At 71.2% G+C, this 18,015-nt stretch carries 14 protein-coding genes and 2 rRNA genes; 8 read left to right on the top strand and 8 right to left on the bottom strand.

Features of this window, described 5'->3' with window-relative positions; translation table 11 throughout:
• Together AB0J71_RS48405 and rrf are read left to right on the top strand one after the other, a co-directional pair.
• Positions 1-173 (top strand): 23S ribosomal RNA (locus AB0J71_RS48405); the annotation flags it as partial.
• Between the two features lie 74 nt (positions 174-247).
• Positions 248-364 (top strand): 5S ribosomal RNA (gene rrf, locus AB0J71_RS48410).
• A 286-nt stretch (positions 365-650) separates the two neighbouring features.
• Here rrf and pip read toward each other — a convergent pair.
• A complete protein-coding gene (pip, locus tag AB0J71_RS48415; RefSeq protein WP_352319340.1) occupies positions 651-1,619 on the bottom strand; it encodes a prolyl aminopeptidase in 969 nt (322 codons plus the stop codon).
• A gap of 94 nt (positions 1,620-1,713) precedes the next feature.
• On the opposite strand from pip, the gene AB0J71_RS48420 reads away from it, so the two are divergent.
• Both AB0J71_RS48420 and fxsT read left to right on the top strand, forming a co-directional pair.
• Positions 1,714-2,202 (top strand): MarR family transcriptional regulator, encoded by a 489-nt coding sequence (locus AB0J71_RS48420; protein WP_364421078.1) that lies wholly within the window; start codon positions 1,714-1,716, stop codon positions 2,200-2,202.
• An 884-nt stretch (positions 2,203-3,086) separates the two neighbouring features.
• Positions 3,087-5,588: an FxSxx-COOH system tetratricopeptide repeat protein gene (gene fxsT / locus AB0J71_RS48425; RefSeq protein WP_364421080.1), complete on the top strand. Its 2,502-nt coding sequence runs from the start codon at positions 3,087-3,089 to the stop codon at positions 5,586-5,588.
• Between the two features lie 194 nt (positions 5,589-5,782).
• Here fxsT and AB0J71_RS48430 read toward each other — a convergent pair whose 3' ends face one another.
• Positions 5,783-7,252, bottom strand: a complete 1,470-nt coding sequence (locus AB0J71_RS48430) for a phosphodiester glycosidase family protein (RefSeq protein WP_352319344.1) — start codon at positions 7,250-7,252, stop codon at positions 5,783-5,785.
• 259 nt (positions 7,253-7,511) lie between these two features.
• Here AB0J71_RS48430 and trpS point away from each other — a divergent pair, with 259 nt between their 5' ends.
• On the top strand, positions 7,512-8,474 hold the full coding sequence (gene trpS / locus AB0J71_RS48435) for a tryptophan--tRNA ligase (RefSeq protein WP_364421082.1): 963 nt from the start codon (positions 7,512-7,514) through the stop codon (positions 8,472-8,474).
• Here the strand turns inward: trpS and AB0J71_RS48440 are convergent, their stop codons facing one another.
• From AB0J71_RS48440 to AB0J71_RS48460, 5 genes are read right to left on the bottom strand one after another with little or no spacing between them, the layout of a single operon-like run.
• Positions 8,475-8,867 carry a cupin domain-containing protein gene (locus AB0J71_RS48440; RefSeq protein ID WP_352319347.1) on the bottom strand — a complete coding sequence of 131 codons (393 nt, stop codon included), beginning with the start codon at positions 8,865-8,867 and terminating at the stop codon, positions 8,475-8,477.
• A gap of 5 nt (positions 8,868-8,872) precedes the next feature.
• The gene (locus tag AB0J71_RS48445; RefSeq protein ID WP_364421084.1) at positions 8,873-9,904 is read right to left on the bottom strand and encodes a P1 family peptidase; all 1,032 of its coding nucleotides are present in this window, start codon (positions 9,902-9,904) and stop codon (positions 8,873-8,875) included.
• Entirely contained in the window at positions 9,901-11,517 is a 1,617-nt protein-coding gene (locus AB0J71_RS48450; protein ID WP_364421086.1) for a PucR family transcriptional regulator ligand-binding domain-containing protein, read from the bottom strand. Before AB0J71_RS48450 ends, AB0J71_RS48445 begins: the two co-directional genes overlap by 4 nt.
• 56 nt (positions 11,518-11,573) lie before the next feature.
• Positions 11,574-13,202 (bottom strand): AMP-binding protein, encoded by a 1,629-nt coding sequence (locus AB0J71_RS48455; protein WP_352319352.1) that lies wholly within the window; start codon positions 13,200-13,202, stop codon positions 11,574-11,576.
• 13 nt (positions 13,203-13,215) lie between these two features.
• The gene (locus AB0J71_RS48460; RefSeq protein ID WP_364421088.1) at positions 13,216-13,917 is read right to left on the bottom strand and encodes a TetR/AcrR family transcriptional regulator; all 702 of its coding nucleotides are present in this window, start codon (positions 13,915-13,917) and stop codon (positions 13,216-13,218) included.
• Positions 13,918-13,972: 55 nt separating this feature from the next.
• On the opposite strand from AB0J71_RS48460, the gene AB0J71_RS48465 reads away from it, so the two are divergent.
• Positions 13,973-15,421 carry an MFS transporter gene (locus tag AB0J71_RS48465; protein ID WP_364421091.1) on the top strand — a complete coding sequence of 483 codons (1,449 nt, stop codon included), beginning with the start codon at positions 13,973-13,975 and terminating at the stop codon, positions 15,419-15,421.
• Here AB0J71_RS48465 and AB0J71_RS48470 read toward each other — a convergent pair.
• A complete protein-coding gene (locus tag AB0J71_RS48470; protein ID WP_364421093.1) occupies positions 15,418-16,125 on the bottom strand; it encodes an alternative oxidase in 708 nt (235 codons plus the stop codon). The two genes, AB0J71_RS48465 and AB0J71_RS48470, sit on opposite strands and share 4 nt — an antisense overlap.
• A 236-nt stretch (positions 16,126-16,361) precedes the next feature.
• Between AB0J71_RS48470 and AB0J71_RS48475 the strand changes: the two genes are divergently transcribed.
• A complete protein-coding gene (locus tag AB0J71_RS48475; RefSeq protein WP_352319360.1) occupies positions 16,362-17,642 on the top strand; it encodes an aspartate aminotransferase family protein in 1,281 nt (426 codons plus the stop codon).
• Positions 17,639-18,015 (top strand): aldehyde dehydrogenase family protein (locus AB0J71_RS48480; protein WP_364421095.1); only part of this gene is annotated, 377 nt, incomplete at its 3' end. The genes AB0J71_RS48475 and AB0J71_RS48480, both read left to right, overlap by 4 nt.

The raw sequence follows: 18,015 nt of genomic DNA on the forward strand, positions 1-18,015 counted from the left end.
GTTCGGAAGGGATAACCGCTGAAAGCATCTAAGCGGGAAGCTCGCCTTGAGATGAGGTCTCCCACCACGAGAGTGGGTAAGGCTCCCGGTAGACGACCGGGTTGATAGGCCGGAGGTGGAAGCACAGTAATGTGTGGAGCTGACCGGTACTAATAGGCCGAGGACTTGACCACAAAGCATAATGCTCGCGTCCACTAGGCAATTCTGAAACAACAAGCGGTGTTCCCGTTTGATAGTTTCATAGGGTTACGGCGGTTATGGCGGGAAGGAAACACCCGGTTACATTCCGAACCCGGAAGTTAAGCTTCTCTGCGCCGATGGTACTGCACTCGGGAGGGTGTGGGAGAGTAGGTCACCGCCGGACAATCTTTTGAAAGGGCTCCGACTTCGGTCGGGGCCCTTTCTGCGTTTCCGGAGTAATTCAGATTTCCCGGGGCTTGGATGCATGCGCGGGAGTCGGCTACGGCTCGCGTCCCAGGCCAGGCCGGCGTCTGTGCCGGTCGTCGATCCTGGTGTGCAGGGCGATGAGGAGGGTGCGGTCTGTTCTCGGGAGCCGACCGTCAGCGGCCTTTGTCATGAGGGGTGCTGCTGGGACTTGGTTCGATGGCGGTGTGATGGTCGCCAGGGGGACGCCCAGCTCATGAGTGGGGTCAGCTCTGTTTGGGAGGCGAGAAGGATTCGATGGCCTCGTTGAGGGTCTTGGTGAAGGTTTCGCTGCCGGTGTGTCCGGAGTCTGCCACCACGTGCAGGTCGGCGTCGGGCCAGGCCCTGGTCAGGTCCCAGGCTGTCTGGAGAGGGCTGCCCATGTCCAGGCGGCCGTGGATCAGTGCGCCGGGGATGCCGGCGAGCCGGTGTGCGTTGCGGAGCAGCGCGTCCTCTTCCAGCCAGGCGGCGTTGGCGAAGTAGTGGGCGCAGATGCGGGTCATGGCCATGATGGCGTCGTCCGGGCGGTTGCTGTAGGCGTTGGGGGTGCCGTTGGTCTCCTGGGAGATCACCGCGTCCTCCCAGGTGATCCAGTCGTGGGCGGCTTTCGCGCGTACCGTCGGGTCGGGGTCGGCGAGCAGTCGTGAGTACGCCGCCAGCACCTTGAACACGTCCCCGTCGCGGTCGGCCTCGGGGACGCCCTGCACGAACCGTTCCTGCGCATCCGGGAAGAACCTGCCGACGCCGCGGTAGAGCCAGTCGATCTCGGAGCGGCGGGTCATGGTGACCGCGGGGATGACGATCTCCGACACCCGCTCGGGATGGGTCTCGGCGTAGGCCAGAATCAGCGTCGAGCCCCACGAACCCCCGTACAGCAGCCATCGGTCGATGCCGAGGTGCTCACGCAGCAGTTCCATGTCGGCGATCAGGTTGTGGGTGGTGTTGCTGGTCAGGTCGGTAGTCGGGTCGGCGGCGTGCGGGCGGCTGCGGCCGCAGTTGCGCTGGTCGAACAGGACGATGCGGAAACGGTCCGGGTCGAACCTGCGCCGGGCGCCGGTCGAACAGCCCGACCCCGGCCCGCCGTGCACGACGACCGCGGGCTTGCCGTCGGGGTTGCCGCAGACCTCCCAGTAGATGAGGTTGCCGTCGCCGACATCGAGCATGCCGTGCTCGTACGGTTCGATGGAGGGATACAAAGGGGCTCCTGCTGTTGGAGGATTGGGTTCGCCGTGCGTACTGCGCTGGTTGATGCGAGCTGAATGATTATGCCAGCGCTGTTATATTAGCACTGTGACATCTTCGGACCCCACCGCGACGCCTGATCCCTGGCACTCCCTGCACGAGCTTCTGGCGGCCATGGACGCTGAGATCGAACAGGTCTACCTGGAGCGCGGCCTCGACGGGGTGCGCACCCGGTTCGCCTATCCGCTCATCCGGCTCGCCCACACAGGTCCGCTGACCATTCGCGAGCTCGCGAAGTCCCTGAACCGTTCGCACTCTGCGGTCAGCCAGACCGTGGCCGCCATGCGCAAGGAGGGTCTCGTCACCTCGGAGCCGGGGCCCGACGCCCGCACCCGCCGCATCGACCTCACCGAGCGCGGCCGGTCGCTGGTGCCGTTCCTGGAGGCGGAGTGGCGTGCCACCCACCAGACGGTCGCCGAACTGGACGGCGAGCTCCCGTACGCGATGACGGCCGTGGTGGAGGAGGTGCGGCGGGCGTTGGGACGCCGGTCGATGCGGGAGCGCATCCTTCATCACCTCGTCGAGCCGCCGCGATGAGGTCACAAGGTTGAGCCTCACCAGAGGGCCGGCCGTGCGGCGGGTCCGCTGGGCGAGCCGGGTGTCTCGGCCGCCGTCGGCCAGGTGGTGACGGCGGCGGAGCCGGAGCGGATGGCGTGGCGGTAAGGCGGGGCAGCCGGTGGGGGGCGGGGAACCGGGGAAGTCGGTGGGTGGCGTGGCGGGGAAGCGGGGAAGCCGGTGGGTGGCGTGGGGCTGAGGTGTTGGGGCTGAGGAGCGGCTGCAGGCCGGGTGTGGTGATCGGGGATGTTGTGCGCCGGATGGCGGTTGGGCAAGGTCAGGGGTTGTTCATGGTCCCGGCAATCTCGCTAAGAAACCGTGCGTAATCGGGTAACTCTATTAGAGTGACCGCTTCTCCCCCTTCCAAGCAGTCAGCGCGCCGTAGCCGTCGGCTGCTGGCGTGGACGTTCGCGTCGATCTCCGTCGGGTTGGTGGCCGCGGGGGTCGTGGGGTTCTTCGCCGAGCCGTTACAGCTGGAGATGCTGGACAAGCGGGCCAGCGTCGTCAGCATGTTCGTGGGTGTCGCGGGGTTGTTCATCGCCGGGGTCGGGTTGTGGGCGCAGCTCCGGGCGGCCATGGCGCCCAGCGGTGGCGGCGAAGGTGCTCCGGGGGGCGAGGGGGCCGGGCGGGCTGGTGCCGGTTCCGGCGGCTCGGGGTCCGATGGGGCTGGTCAGGGGGCTGTTGGCACGGGGGGCGCCGGGGCCGGTGCGGGTGGGCGCGGTGCTGGGCCGGGTGATGGCGGCGGTGCCGGCGCGGCCGGCGGCGGAGCGGTCGGTGGGGCTGCTGGTGGGGTTGCTGGTGGGGCGGTCGGTGGGTCCGAGGGGCAGCGGTCGATCGTGGTCGGGCGGCAGGAGTCCGGGCTGGCCATGACCGGGGACAGGTCCACGGCGGTGACCGGAGGGCATGTCGAGGTCATCGGGGACGTGCACCTGCCCTCGCGGCCCCAGGTGGCGACGCGGCCCGTGCAGCTGGCGCCGCGTCCGCCGCAGCTCGTCGGGCGGGACGAGGCCGTGGCGGAGCTGCGGGAGCGATTGCTGGCGAGCGAGGTGCGGCCGGCGGTGGTGGCCGTGCACGGGCTCGGCGGCGTGGGCAAGACCAGTCTCACGCTGGAGTACGCCTACCGCTACCAGCACGACTACGCGCTGGTCTGGCAGTTGCCGGCGGCCGACCCTGCGGTGTTGTCGGCGGCGTTCGCCCGGTTGGCGGCTCTCATGGGTCTGCGGGAGCTGGGCGCGGACGCGGCGGACCCGGTCGACCAGGTGCACGCCGCGCTGGCGGCGCGTACCGAACCCTGGTTGTTGATCTTCGACAACGTGCCGGAGGCCGAGGCGGTGCGGGCCGTGCTGCCCCCGGCGGGGCCGGGGCACGTGCTGATCACCAGCCGGTCCGGGAGCTGGCCGCGGGATCAGGGGCTGGAGCTGCCGGTTCTCGACCTGGAGTCGGCGGCGCTGCTGATGCTGGCGAGCACCGGGCAGGACGACGCCGCGGCGGCGGCGGACGTGGTGACGGAGCTCGGGGCGCTGCCGCTGGCGCTGGAGCAGGCCGCGGCCTACATGTCGGAGACGGGGCTGGAGCTGTCGGAGTACCTGGATCTGCTGCATCACCAGCGTGCCGAGCTGCTCGCGCAGGGACAGGCGTGGGGGTATCGCGAGCGGGTGGCCTCCACGTGGCAGTTCGCGTTCCGGCGGCTGGCCAGGACGAGTCCGCAGGCCATCGCGCTGCTGCGGCTGCTGTCCTGCTACGCGCATGAGGCGATCCCGTACCATCTGCTGCTCTCGCCGCTGGCGCGGTGGGCGCCGCGGGAGCTGTTCCGGGCGGACGTGCAGCGGCGGCGGGCCTACGGGCGGATCCCCGGGCCGCGCACGCGTGTGCTGCGTGACGTGCATCCCAGCGTGTTGCTGATGATGCGGGCGCTGCCGCGGGACACGCTGAGGATCAACGCGGCGCTGAGAGCGTTGCGGGGGCACAGCCTGATCGGTCCGCCCGTGGACGGGACGGTCACCGTGCACCGGCTGGTGCAGGCCGTCACGCTCGATCAGCTTCCGCTGCGCGCGCAGCGTCGGTGGCGGGAGGTGGCGGCGGTGCTGGTGGAGGCCGTGCTGCCGGACAATCCGCAGCAGAAGGCTCGGTGGGCGCGGTACGCCAGGCTGCTGCCGCACATCCGGACGGTGCTCGGGCCGACCTCGCCCGGCATGGACAAGACGGCCCAGTATCTGGGGGCCAGCGGCGACTACCGTACGGCGAGGTCGTTGTTCCAGGAGATCGCCGACGCGCTCGCGGCGGCGCTTGGCCCGGAGGAGGTCGCCACGCTGACGGCCCGGCACGAGCTGGCGCTCTGGACGGGCGAGGCGGGCGACCCGGCGGCGGCGCGTGACCAGTACCTGGAGCTGCTTCCCGTCTACGAACGGGTGCTCGGCCCCGAACACCCGCACACCCTGACGACCCGCCACAACCTGGCCCAATGGACGGGACGGGCCGGCGACCCGGTGGCCGCCCGCGACCAGTACGCGGCCCTGCTGCCCGTCCGGCAGTGGGTGTCGGGCCCCGAGCATCCGGACACCCTGACCACGCAGGCCAACCTGGCTCAGTGGACAGGGCAGGCCGGGGACGCGGCCGCGGCCCGCGACCAGTACGCGGCGCTGCTGCCGGTGCGCGAACGGGTGCAGGGGCCCGAGCATCCGTCGACGCTGATCAACCGGCACGAGCTGGCCCGGTGGACCGGTGAGCTGGGGGACGCGCAGGCCGCCCGTGACCAGTACGCGGCGTTGCTGCTGGTACGGGAGCGGGTGTCGGGGCCGCATCATCCGGACACGCTGACCGTCCGGCACGAGCTGGCGCGGTGGACGGGGGAGCTGGGGGACGCGGCTGCGGCGCGGGATCAGTACGCGGCGTTGGTGCCGGTGCGGGAGCGGGTGCAGGGGCCCGAGCATCCGGACACGCTCACCGCCAGGGCCAGTCTGGCCCAGTGGACGGGGATGGCCGGGGACGCGGCGGCCGCCCGTGACCTGTACGCGGCGCTGCTGCCCGTCCGGGAGCGCATTCTCGGGCCCGACCATCCGGACACGTTGACGATCCGGCACGAGCTGGCGCGGTGGACGGGGGAGCTGGGCGAGGCGGCTGCGGCGCGCGATCAGTACGCGGCGTTGGTGCCGGTGCGGGAGCGGGTGCAGGGGGCCGAGCATCCGGACACCCTGACCGCCAGGGCCAACCTCGCGTACTGGACGGGGATGGCGGGGGACGCGGCGGGGGCTCGCGATCTCTGTGCGGCGCTGCTGCCGGTCCGGGCTCGGGTGCTCGGGGCCGGGCATCCGGCCACGGTGACGACCAGGGAACAACTGGCCTACTGGACGGCCCACGCCCGCCCGTGAACTCCGGCGAGGAGACGCGGCCCGCGCCCGCCTATGGGGGTGGGGATGGGGGTGCCCGACAGGGGGGAGCCGGAGCGAGGCGGGGGGTGCCTGACAGGGGGAGGTGGGCAGGGGGTGCCGGGGCGGGGTTGGGGGTGCTGGGCAGGGGGAGAGCCGGGGCGGAGGGGGCGAGCCTGCCCCTCGCGCCCCGGCGGCTACTGGGGCAGGACGAGGAGGGCGTCGCCGACGCCGCGCTCCACGCCGTCCGACGGCCGGTTGACCAGCTTGTTCGACACCACCATCGCGGTCGAGCCGCCGCCGTCCAGGTTGATGGCCTGGACCGCGCCGAGCCAGCGCATGAACTGGGCGGCTTCGTGGAAGTTGGCGCCGATGGTCACGCCGGGCTGGCGGCCGTCGATGGTGGCCAGGATGAGGCTGCCGTTCCTGGTGACGCCGAGCAGGGTGCGCGGGTGGCGGCGCAGGATCATGTTCACGGAGTCGTGGCCGTCGCGCTTGGCGGTGATCTTCACGTGGCCGTTGCGCACCAGGCCGACGCCGCCGGCGATGACGTTCAGGTCGGGGGTCAGCTTGAGGGGCCTGCGGGTACGCAGGTCGGTGACCTTCGTGTCGATCTTGACCGTCCAGCCCTCCCAGGCGTGCTCGTCGAGCCATTCGGCGGCGCCGCCCTGGCCGTGCAGCACCCGGGTGCCCTTGGCCACGGCGGCGCCGCTCGCGCGTACGGTGACCGCCTTGCCGTTGGCGTCGAGGACGACGTCGGTGCCGCCGGTCGGGGTCTTGGCGCCGTACTCCTCGGTGTAGAGCACGGCCTCGTCCGTGGCGGCGGCGCGGTTGACGCCGTTGACGGCGAGCTTGTCGCCGTCCTGGGAGACGGCGGTGACGGCGGTCTTCAGCTCGGTGATGCGCACGCTGCGGCCCTGGAGCACCACGGCGGAGCGGCCCGGCACGGCCTCGCTGAGCAGCCGGCCGGCGACCACGGAGGCGCCGACGGGCTCGCCGCGCAGGTTCTTGGCGGTGTGGATGTTGAAGAAGCCGCCGTTGACGCCGACCACCGCGTTGCGCGCCTTGGCCATCGAGGAGACCGTCTCGCGCGCGGCGACGCTGGTGCCGAGGGAGGCGGCGTACGAGCCGCGGAACGTCCGGGAGTCGATCATGACGACCTTGGCGTCCCACGGGCCGGTGGTCTTCAGGCCGTCGTCGCCGAGGTAGTCGACCTTGACCTTCAGTCCGGCTTCCTTGAGCGCCTTGGCGGTCTCGTCGGCCTTCGCCTTGTCCTTGAAGGACCACAGGCCCACGCGGACCATGTAGACGGTCTGGGAGGGCGCGTCGGCCACGCTCGGCCGGATCACCTTCTGCAGGCTCGGCGCCTCCCCGGCCGCCTCGACCTCGGCGACCTTGGCCTGGGCGGTCTCCAGCGCGCCGTAGTCGCGGCCGCTCGGCATGAGCACGGTCACCGTGTAGCCGTCGGTGGAGCTGCCTGCCTTCACGTCGTACAGGTCGATGCCCTGCGTCACGGCGGTCAGCGTCTTGGTGGCGGCAGGCCGGGCGCCCAGCGGGAAACTGGCCGACGGGAACTTCACCGCGAGCTGCGCCGCCGAGGCGGGCAGCGTGGTGACGGTGATCGTGGCGGCTATGGCCAGGCCGCCGGCGAGGGTGCGTCGAGACATGAACTCTCCAGAGGGCGGAAAAGGGACCGAACCATCCTGACGATCTCAAGGTCCCTGAGTCAGCCGAACGCGCCAAACTGCTCAAGAGGTTACGAGATTGACACCCAGCCCAGATAACATTGAGCTATGACCCGTATCAGCATGTGGTGGCGGCCGGCAGACGGCCGCTGATTTCCCATGCTGGGCCGTCCTGGTGGCGGCCCTTTCCGAGCGTGCGGGCTCCCCTCAGGCGGCGGCACACCTGAAGGAGAGACCCATCGTGAACGACGTCGTCCTGACCGGCGACCGTCCGACCGGACGCCTGCATCTGGGCCACTATTTCGGCACCCTCGCCAACCGGGTGGAGCTGCAGGACCATTACCGGACGTACGTGCTGATCGCCGACTACCAGGTGATCACCGACCGCGACCTGCCCGGCGAGATCCAGCGCAACATCACCGAGGTGCTCCTCGACTACCTGGCCGTCGGCCTCGACCCGGCCAAGGTCACGATCTTCCAGCACAGCGCGATCCCGGAGCTGAACCAGCTCCTGCTGCCGTTCCTGAGCCTGGTGTCGGTGGCGGAGCTGAGCCGCAACCCGACGGTGAAGGACGAGATCGCGCACAGCGCCCGGCGCGCGGTCAGCGGCCTGCTGTTCACCTATCCGGTGCACCAGGCCGCCGACATCCTGTTCTGCAAGGGCACGCTGGTGCCCGTGGGCCGCGACCAGCTCCCGCACGTGGAGGTGGCGCGGCTGGTCGCGCGGCGCTTCAACGAGCGGTACGGCGAGGTCTTCCCGCTGCCCGAGGCCATGATGGGCGAGCGTCCGCTGCTCATGGGCCTGGACGGCGGCAAGATGAGCAAGAGCCGCGGCAACGCCATCGCCCTGGCGGCCACCGAGGACGAGACCGCCGCCCTCATCCGCAAGGCCCGCACCGACTCCGACCGCCTGATCACCTTCGACGAGGTGCACCGGCCGGGCGTCGCGAACCTGCTCACGCTGGCCGGGCTCTGCCTCGGCCGCCCGCCCCGGGAGATAGCCGACGAGATCGGCGACGGCGGCGCCGCCGCGCTCAAGGCGCTGACCACCGAGGCGGTCAACGAGTTCCTGCGCCCGATCAGGCGGCGGCGGCGCGAGCACACCGAGGCCGACGTCCGTCAGGTGCTGGCGCAGGGCAACGAGCGGGCCCGGGAACGGGCGGTCCGCACACTGACGGAGGTGCGAGCGGCGATGGGGTTCTAGCTAGCGGGGCTGCCCGGACTGCCGGGACTGGTACACCTTGCGCAGCGTCTCGTGCACGATCCACGTCGTCCGCGCGCCCTCGGCCAGCAGGCACACGTCGCCGGGGCCGACCTCGATCGTGGTGCCGCCCTCGACGGCGATCGTGGCGCGGCCGGACAGCACCACGAAGATCTCGTCGGTCTCGACGTCGGTGACGACGCCCGGAGTGATCTCCCAGATGCCCCTGCCGTCGCCGAGCTCCAGCGACGACGTGGCGGGGTCGCCGGCGACGATCTGCTCGGGGTCGAGCTCGTCGGGGGTCAGCCGCACGTCGTGCACGGGCACGGCGAACGCGCCGGCGGTCGCGATCATGCGGCCGAGGTCTTCGAGGTCGGGCATCAGGACGTCAGACATGTTGCTCATTTCACCAGGTCGGCGAGGCGGGCGCCGTCGAGTGCGTAGGCGGTGAAGCCGTTGGCGCCGGTCATCGTATCGGCGGCGACCAGCGCGTTGACGATGGCCTCCTCCGTGGCCTCGATCGCGGCGTGGAAGAGCGGGTCGAGGCGGGCGTCGGCCAGCACCCGCACCTCGAACACGCCGGAGCCGTGGTCGTCGAGGGCGTTGGAGGGCAGTCCGCGGTTGCCGGTGGCGAAGCAGACGAATCCGTCGCCGCTGCCGTTCTCGCCGGCGCCGCCCGTCCTGGCCACGCCGAGCCCGGCGCGCCGGGCGAGCTTGCGGCACTGGTGGGGGAGGAGCGGCGCGTCCGTGGCGACCACGGCGATGATCGAACCCGCGCCCTCGGGGCCGCCGGGGCGGGGCACGTCGTCCATGACGATCGGGCGGCCGTTGACGGTGAGCCGGTCGCGGCTGCCGTGGTTGGCCTGCACGAGCACGCCGACCGTGTAGTCGCCGGTCACCCGGGACGCGGTGCCGATGCCGCCCTTGAAGCCGTGGCACATCATGCCGGTGCCGCCGCCGACCGACCCCTCGGGCACCGGGCCCGCCGAGGCGCCGTGGTAGGCGCGTTCGACGTGCTCAAAGCGGACGTGCCGGGCGTCGATGTCGTTGAGCCGGCCGTCCCAGGTCTCGGCGACCACGGGCAGCGACCACGCACTCCCGCCCCGGCCGCCGATCTCCAGGGAGACCAGCGCGTCGCGCACCACGCCGACGGAGAAGGTGTTGGTCAGCCCGATCGGTGAGTGCAGCAGGCCGAAGTCGTCCAGGTAGGGCAGGCCGGTCATCTCGCCGTTGCCGTTGAGCCAGTGGTAGCCGGCGTAGACGGGGGAGTCGTAGGCCGAGCCGGGGCCGGGGCGGACGACGGTGACCCCCGTACGGGCGGTGCCCTCGGTCAGCGTGGTGTGGCCGACGAGCACGCCGGGCACGTCGGTGATCGCGTTCAGCGGACCGGGGACGCCGGTGCCGACGACGATGCCGTGATCACGAGCTCTCAACGGTTCTCCCTGCGGAACGACTCCAGCGCCAGCAGCGCGACGTGCAGTGACAGGCATGACTCGACGTCGTCGAGGTCGGTGTCGAGGATGCGTTCGAGGCGGCGCAGGCGGTCGTAGAAGGCCGGCCTGGACAGGTGGGCCTTCTGGGCGGCCACGGCCTTGTTGCGGCCCGCGTCGAGGTAGGTGCGCAGGATCCGGGTGAGGTCGCCGCCGCGCTGGGCGTCGTGCGCCAGCAGCGGGCCCAGCTCGCGCTCGGCGAACGTCTGCAGGCGCGCGTCGTCGCGCAGCAGGTGGAGCAGGCCGCGCAGGCGCAGGTCGGGCAGGCGGTAGAAGGCGCGGCCGTCCGGCTGGCGCACGGCCACGTCGGCGACCTGCTCGGCTTCGAGGAAGCTGCGCCGTACGTCCCGGATGGACTCCACCACCGACCCCGCGGCCAGCACGAACGCCGAGCCGGGCCGCCACAGCATGCGCAGCCGCTCGGCGAGCGCGGTCAGCGCGGGCTCGGCGCCGGTACGCGGCGGGAGCGGCAGCAGGACGCCGACCCGCTCCTGGTCGAGCGCGCCCACCAGGGCGGGCAGGCGGGCGTCGCGGCAGGCGGCGGCGGTGGCCTCGGCCAGCTCGCCGAGCTGCGCCTGCCCGTCGAGCGCCTGGTCGACGGGCTCGGTCGGCCTGATGACGACGCTGATCAGCTTGCGCCCGGTCAGCGGCACGCCGACTGCGCGGGCGCGGGCGGCGGCCTCGTCGGGGTCGGCGTAGGCGTGGGTCAGGATGCCGGTGATGATCGTGCCGTGGGCCTGGCGTTCCAGGGACTCCTGGTGGCGTTCGAGCAGGCGGCCGAGGGCGAGCGTGGTGGCGGCGCGTTCGGCCAGCACCATCTCGCGCGGCGTCGGCGGCGTCTCGCAGATCAGGATCAGCCGGCCCCAGTCCTGGCCGCGCGCGCCGACGGTGGTGACCAGCCAGCCGGAGGCGGGGTCGTAGGCCGTGCGCTCGGCCGGGGCCACCCCGCGCGACCTGCTCTCCCAGCCGGCCAGCAGCGCGCCGGCGTCGCGGCCCGCGGACTCGCAGGCCAGCACCTGGTGGGCGAGGTTCTCCAGCAGCACCGGACGGCCGGACAGCCGGGCGACCTGGGTGAGCACCTCCGCGGGCGAGGCGCCCTCGACCGACAGCTCGGTGAACACCTCGTGCAACTGCTCGGAGGCGCGCAGCTCCTCGAGCTGGATGTCGATGATCCGGGCGTGCACGGACTCGGTGATCTGCACGAACGGCGTCTCGCGGGCCAGCACGATGACCGGCAGCCCGTGCTCCTCGGCGGACTTGACCACCGCCCGCGGCAGCTCGCGCAGGAACCGGCGGCCGAGCTCCACGATCAGCCCGGAGGCCCCCACGGAGGCGAGCTCGCCCACGTAGTCGGCGAGCTTCTCGGGGTCGTCGGGCAGCGCGACGCCCGTGGTGAGCACCAGCTCGCCGCCGCGCAGCAGATGGGCGATGTCGGCGATCTCGCCGACGTGCACCCACCGCACCTTGGTGTCGAGCCGGTCGGCGCCCGCGACCACGCGCGGGCCGCCTCGGCGCACGGTCTCCAGGGCGAGGACGTCGGCGATGGTGGGCAGCACGGGCCGAGCCTAGCCGATCAACCTGTAAGAACGGTCATACAGCCATATACACACTGTCACAGATTGAACTCCTCCTCGCGGTACTCACCTCGGGGTTCGCGCACCCGCAACTCCACCCGCCGGATCTTGCCCGAGATCGTCTTGGGCAGCTCGGCGAACTCCAGCCGGCGCACCCGCTTGTACGGCGCCAGCTCCCGGCGGCAGTGCTCGAAGATCGACCGCGCGGTCTCGGCGCCGGCCTCGAACCCGGGGGTCAGCATCACGTACGCCTTCGGCACCGCCAGGCGCACCGGGTCGGGGGCGGGCACGACGGCGGCCTCGGCCACCGCGGGATGCTCCAGCAGCACGCTCTCCAGCTCGAACGGCGAGATGCGGTAGTCGGAGGCCTTGAAGACGTCGTCGGTGCGGCCGACGTAGGTGATGTAGCCGTCCTGGTCGCGGGTGGCGACGTCGCCGGTGTGGTAGAAACCGTCGCGCATGGCCTCGGCGGAGCCGCCGACGTACCCGGCCATCAGGCCCAGGGGGCGGGGGTCCAGCGGCAGGCAGATCTCGCCGTCGTCGCCGGGCTCGCCGGTGACGGGGTCGATGAGCACGATGTCGTAGCCGGGCAGCGGGCGTCCCATCGATCCGGGCTTGACCGGCTCGTCCGGTACGTTGCCGATCTGGGCGGTGGTCTCGGTCTGGCCGTAGCCGTCGCGGATGGTGATGCCCCACGCCTTGGCGACCTGGTCGATGATCTCGGGGTTGAGCGGCTCGCCCGCGGCCACGGCGGTGCGCAACGGCAGCTTCCAGGCCGCCAGGTCCTCCTGGATGAGCATCCGCCACACCGTCGGGGGCGCGCAGAACGTGGTGACGCGCTCGTCGCGCAGCACCTCCAGCAGCGCGCGGGCGGCGAAGCGCTCGTAGTTGTGGATGAGCACGGTCGCGCCGGCGTTCCAGGGGGCGAAGACGTTGCTCCAGGCATGCTTGGCCCAGCCGGGGGAGGAGACGTTGAGGTGCACGTCGCCGGGGCGCAGGCCGATCCAGAACATCGTGGACAGGTGGCCGGCCGGGTAGGAGGCGTGGGTGTGCTCGACCAGCTTGGGGCGGGAGGTCGTGCCGGAGGTGAAGTAGAGCAGCAGGGGGTCGCCGGCCAGGGTGGGGGCGTCGGGGGTGAACCGTTCGTCGGCGTCGTAGGCCTCGTGGTACGGCAGCCACCCGTACGCGTCGCCCACCGCGATCCTGGTGAACTCGCCGGCGCCGAACTTGCCGGCGTCGGCGGCGTTGGCGATCACGTGGGCGACCCGGCCGCGGTCGAGGCGTTCGCCGATGTCCTTGGCCGTCAGCAGCGTCGTGGCCGGGATGACCACCGCCCCGAGCTTCATGGCCGCCAGCAGGGACTCCCACAGCTCGGTCTGGTTGCCCAGCATGAGCAGCACGCGGTCGCCCCGGCGCACGCCCTGCTCGTGCAGCCAGTTGGCGACCTGGTTGGAGCGGGCCGACAACTCGGCGAAGGTGTGGGACACCCGGCTGCCGGAGTTCACGATGGTCAGGGCCGCGGCCTGCGGAGTCTCGGCGGCCAGCACCCCGTCGAACCAGTCGAGCGCCCAGTTGAACCGCTCGGCCCGCGGCCAGCGGAAGTCGCGTCGGGCGGTGGGGTAGTCGGCGCTCAGGAGAAGATCGCGGGCGGCGCGGAAATCGCTCATGCCCCGGATCCTGCTACGTCGCCAGCCGCCGCTCAAGGCCGTCGAGCACCGACACGAGCCCGAAGTCGAACGCCGTGGCCCGGATGACCTGCGGATCCTGGTACGCCTCCATGGCCAGGCTCTCCAGCATGTCGGGGAAGTCGGCCGCGGCCTTGGCGACCATGCCGCGCATCTCGTCGGCGTCGTACGCGGAGTCCTTCGCGGTGGCGTCCCAGGCGATCTCGGGCAGGGTCATGCCGTAGACGAAGGCGGTGACGGCGGCCACGGCGTAGTCGACGTCGAGGCCGTGGAACCCGGCCGCCCTGAAGATCCTGCGCATCCGGTCGGCGGCGGTCAGGGCGTGCGGGCCGAGCGCGGGCACCCGGCCGAGGAGGTCGGCCGACCACGGGTGCCGCAGCATGACCGCACGCATGCCGTAGGCCATGGCCGAGGCGGCGTCGCGCCAGCCCACCTCGTCGGCGTCGGGCACGGTCATCTCGGCCCAGACCTGGTCGTAGGCGAGTTCGAGCAGTTCGTCCTTGGTGGCGACGTACCAGTAGAGGCTGGTGGCGCCGGCGCCCAGCTTCGCGCCGAGCTTGCGCATGCTCAGCCCGGCCATCCCCTCCTGGTCGAGCAGCTCCAGCGCGGCCCGGACGATCTCCTCGCGGCTGCGGCCCGGGGCGGCGGCCTTGCGGGGCTCGCGGAACCAGACAGAGGTGAACTGCTTGCCGGTCATGCCTCCAGGATAAATGCTCTCGCACAGTGTGCGAGAGTTGTCGTACGCTGTGCGAGTGACCTCGAACGCTGTACGAGACCCCCGCCGCTGGTGGGTCCTTGTCGTGCTCTGCCTCTCGTTGCTGGTCCTCACGGTGGACGGAACCGTGCTGAACCTGGCGATCCCGTCCCTGATCGAGGAGCTGGGGGCGACGCCGTCCGACATCCAGTGGATCCTCGACGCCTACGTGCTGGTCTTCGCCGGCCTGCTGCTGACCGCGGGAAGCCTGTCCGACCGGTACGGCCGCCGCCGCTTCCTCGTCATCGGCCTGGCCTTCTTCGGCGGCGCGTCGCTGCTGGCCGTGCTGGCCGCCGAGCCCTGGCAGGTGATCGGCGCGCGGGCCCTGATGGGGGTCGGCGGCTCGATCCTGATGCCCTCGACGCTGTCCATCCTCATGACCGTCTTCGAGGAGGACGAGCGGCGCAAGGCCATGGCCATCTGGGGAAGCGTGGCGATGCTCGGCGTGATCGCCGGCCCGACGCTGGGCGGCTTCCTGCTGGAGCACTACTGGTGGGGCTCGGTCTTCCTGCTCAACATCCCGATCGCGGCGCTGGCCATCGTGGCGGCGTTCGTGCTGATGCCCGAGACCCGCAGCGCCGGGCGGCGGATCGACCCGGTGGGCGTGGTGCTCTCGATCGTCGGCCTGACCTCGGCCGTCTACGTGATCATCGAACGCGAGTGGAACATCGCCCTCATCGCGGTGGCGGTCGTCTCGCTGGCCGCGTTCGTCGTCTGGGAGCGGCGGGCCGAGCACCCGATGTTGCCGCTGCAGCTGTTCCGCAACCGCAACTTCAGCGGCGCGTCCTTCTCGATCCTGCTGATGTCGTTCGGCGCCGGTGCCGTGATGCTCATGCTGACCCAGTACCTGCAGTTCGTGCTGGGCTACGGCGAGCTCCAGGCGGGCCTGGCCATGCTGCCCCAGGCGGCGGCGGCCGTCGTGTTCAACGGCGTCGGCGCGGCGCTGGGCAAGAAGGTGTCCAACCGGGTGCTGATCTCGGCCGGGCTGCTGATCATGGCCGCCGGGTTCGTGGTGATGGCGCTGACCACCGGCTACCTGCCGCTGATGGGCGGGCTGGTGCTGATGGGCGCGGGAGCCGGCCTGGCCGGTCCCTCCGCCTACGCCTCGCTGATGGGGGCCATCCCGCTGGAGCACGCGGGCGTCGGCTCAGCGCTCAACGACACCGTGCAGCAGGTGGGCCTGGCCATGAGCATCGCCGTGCTCGGCAGCGTGCTGGCCGGCGTCTACACCGCGCAGATGCCGCTCGACGCGCCCGCGGCGGCCCGCGAGTCGATCGGGGTCGCCGAACAGGTCGGGTTCGGCGAGGTCGCCGACCGGGCCTTCACCGTGGCCGTGCACTTCGGCTCGTGGGTCGGGGCCGGGTTCAGCGTCGCCGCCGCGCTGCTCGCGCTGGTCGTGCTGCGCCCGGCCGTGCCCGTCGCGGCTCCCGAGCCGGCCAAGGTCTAGCGGACGCGGGGCTCACGCATGCTCTCCAGGCTGTCGAGCTTGTGCATGCGCTCGTCGTGGCCGATCTGCCGGAGCAGGTCGGCCACCGAGCGGTAGCGGCCGTACTCGTCGGCGTACGTGCCGGGGTCGGGCACGAAGTCCAGGTCGGGGTTGTCGGCCACGAACGTCATGTACTCGTGCTCGGCGTGGTCCTCGAACTCGGCGTTGAGCCGGTAGCTCCAGTCCGGCCGGACCACGAACAGCACCCAGGACACGTGGTAGTAGAAGAACGCGATCAGCCACGGCGCCGCCTTGTGCAGCAGCCAGTTCTGCCGCTGCCCGGCGCGCTGCACCAGGTCCTGCATGATCAGCAGGTGCCACTGCTCGTTGTCCTGGTCGGCGCGGGCCTCGACGATGCGCTCGAAGACCCTCCTGGCCAGGGCCGACCGTCCGGCGTGGCGGTGGACGGCCCAGTACCCCATCCGCTCCCACGCCTGGTACGGCACCCGCGCGATGATCTCCAGCATGGCGAACTTCGTGTAGGAGCCCCTCCTGCCGTACATGAGGTCGACGGGCTTGAACATCATCCGGGCCAGCAGGCTGTAGTCCATCCGCGGGGTGTCAAGGGTGTCCTGCTGGGCGCGGCGCAGCTGGTCGCGGTCGAGCTTGGGCGGCCCGGCGGGCGCCTCGGGGCGCCCGGGGCGCAGGTCGATGGTGACGGTCATCTCGGTCTCCTCGGTTCGTCGATGATCCGATGGTGGCCGAGCGGGCCCCGCCGGGTCGTCGCCCGCGAGTGGTCAATCGCGATGCCTCTGGCGGCGTACCGGGAAGCCGGCGCGTACGCCCCCAGGCGCACGGGTGATCCCCTAGGGGGAGGACTTACAGTTTGTAAGGGGATTTGACCCCCCGCCGACAGCCTGCCGCTGCCGGGAAGCCCGGTGGGGACGGGATACTCGGTAGCATGTCGGAGCTTCTCGCGCGCCACCGGGCAGTGATGCCGAACTGGCTGGCCCTCAACTACAACGAGCCCATCGAGATCGTCAGCGGCAAGGGCAATCGTGTCATCGACGCCGACGGCAAGAGCTACCTGGACTTCTTCGCCGGGATCCTGACCAACATGATCGGGTACGACGTGCCCGAGGTGCGGGACGCCGTCGAGCGCCAGCTCGCCACCGGCGTGGTCCACACCAGCACCGTCTACCTGCTGCGCGGCCAGGTCGAGCTCGCCGAGAAGATCGCCCGGCTCTCCGGCATCCCCGACGCCAAGGTGTTCTTCACCAACTCCGGGACGGAGGCCAACGAGACCGCCCTCCTCCTCGCGACCTACGCCCGCAGGACCGACCAGGTGCTCGCCATGCGGCAGAGCTACCACGGGCGCAGCTTCGGCGCGGTCAGCGTCACCTCCAACCGGGCGTGGAAGAACAACTCGCTCTCCCCGCTCAACGTGCACTTCCTGCACGGCGCCGACCGGCACCTCACCCAGTTCAAGGGCCTGTCCGACGCCGACTACATCAAGGCGTGCGTGGACGACCTGCGCCACGTGCTGGCCACCTCGGTCTCCAACGACGTGGCGGCGCTGATCGCCGAGCCGATCCAGGGCGTCGGCGGCTTCACCATGGCCCCCGACGGGCTGTTCGCCGCCTACAAGGAGGTCCTGGACGAGCAGGGCATCCTGCTCATCTCCGACGAGGTGCAGACCGGCTGGGGCCGTACGGGCAGCGCGTTCTTCGGCATCCAGAACCACGGCGTGACCCCCGACATGATCACGTTCGCCAAGGGCCTGGGCAACGGCTTCGCGGTCGGCGGCATCGTCGCCCGCGGCGACCTGATGGACGCCCCGCACGCCGTGGGCCTGTCCACCTTCGGCGGCAACCCCATCTCCATGGCCGCCGCCAACGCCACCCTCGACTACGTGCTCGACCACGACCTCCAGGCCAACGCGGCGCGGACCGGTGACATCATCATCGGCGGCCTCAAGGAGGCGGCGCAGCGCCTGCCGATCGTCAAGGACGTGCGCGGCAAGGGCCTGATGTTCGCCGTCGAGCTGGAGAGCCCCGCCCAGGCCGCCCGCTTCATGGAGGAGACCAAGAAGGCGGGCCTGCTCGCCGGCAAGGGCGGCCTGTACGGCACCGCCATCCGCATGGCCCCGCCCCTCACCCTCACGGTGGAGGAGGCCGCCGAGGGTCTGGGGATCATCGTCAACGCACTCGAAGTCATCAACGCAGAGGCAGCAGCTCAGTGAAGTCGGTCAAGCACTGGATCAACGGATCTCCGGCGGACGGCGACAACCGCACGGCGGAGATCTTCAACCCGGCGACCGGGGAGGTCAGCGGCCACGTGCGGCTGGCCTCGGCCGCCGACGTGGACGCCGCGGTCGCCGCGGCGGTCGCCGCCTTCCCCGCCTGGCGCGACGCCTCGCTCGTCAAGCGGGCACAGGTCCTGTTCCGGTTCCGTGAGCTGATGTACGCCCATCGGGACGAGCTGGCCGCGTTGATCTCGGCCGAGCACGGCAAGGTGCACGCGGACGCGCTGGGGGAGGTGGCGCGCGGGCTGGAGGTGGTGGAGTTCGCGTGCGGGATCCCGCATCTGCTCAAGGGTGGTTTCTCCGAGGGTGT

Origin of the sequence: Nonomuraea sp. NPDC049637 (assembly GCF_040675235.1) — a bacterium.
Lineage (GTDB): Bacteria > Actinomycetota > Actinomycetes > Streptosporangiales > Streptosporangiaceae > Nonomuraea.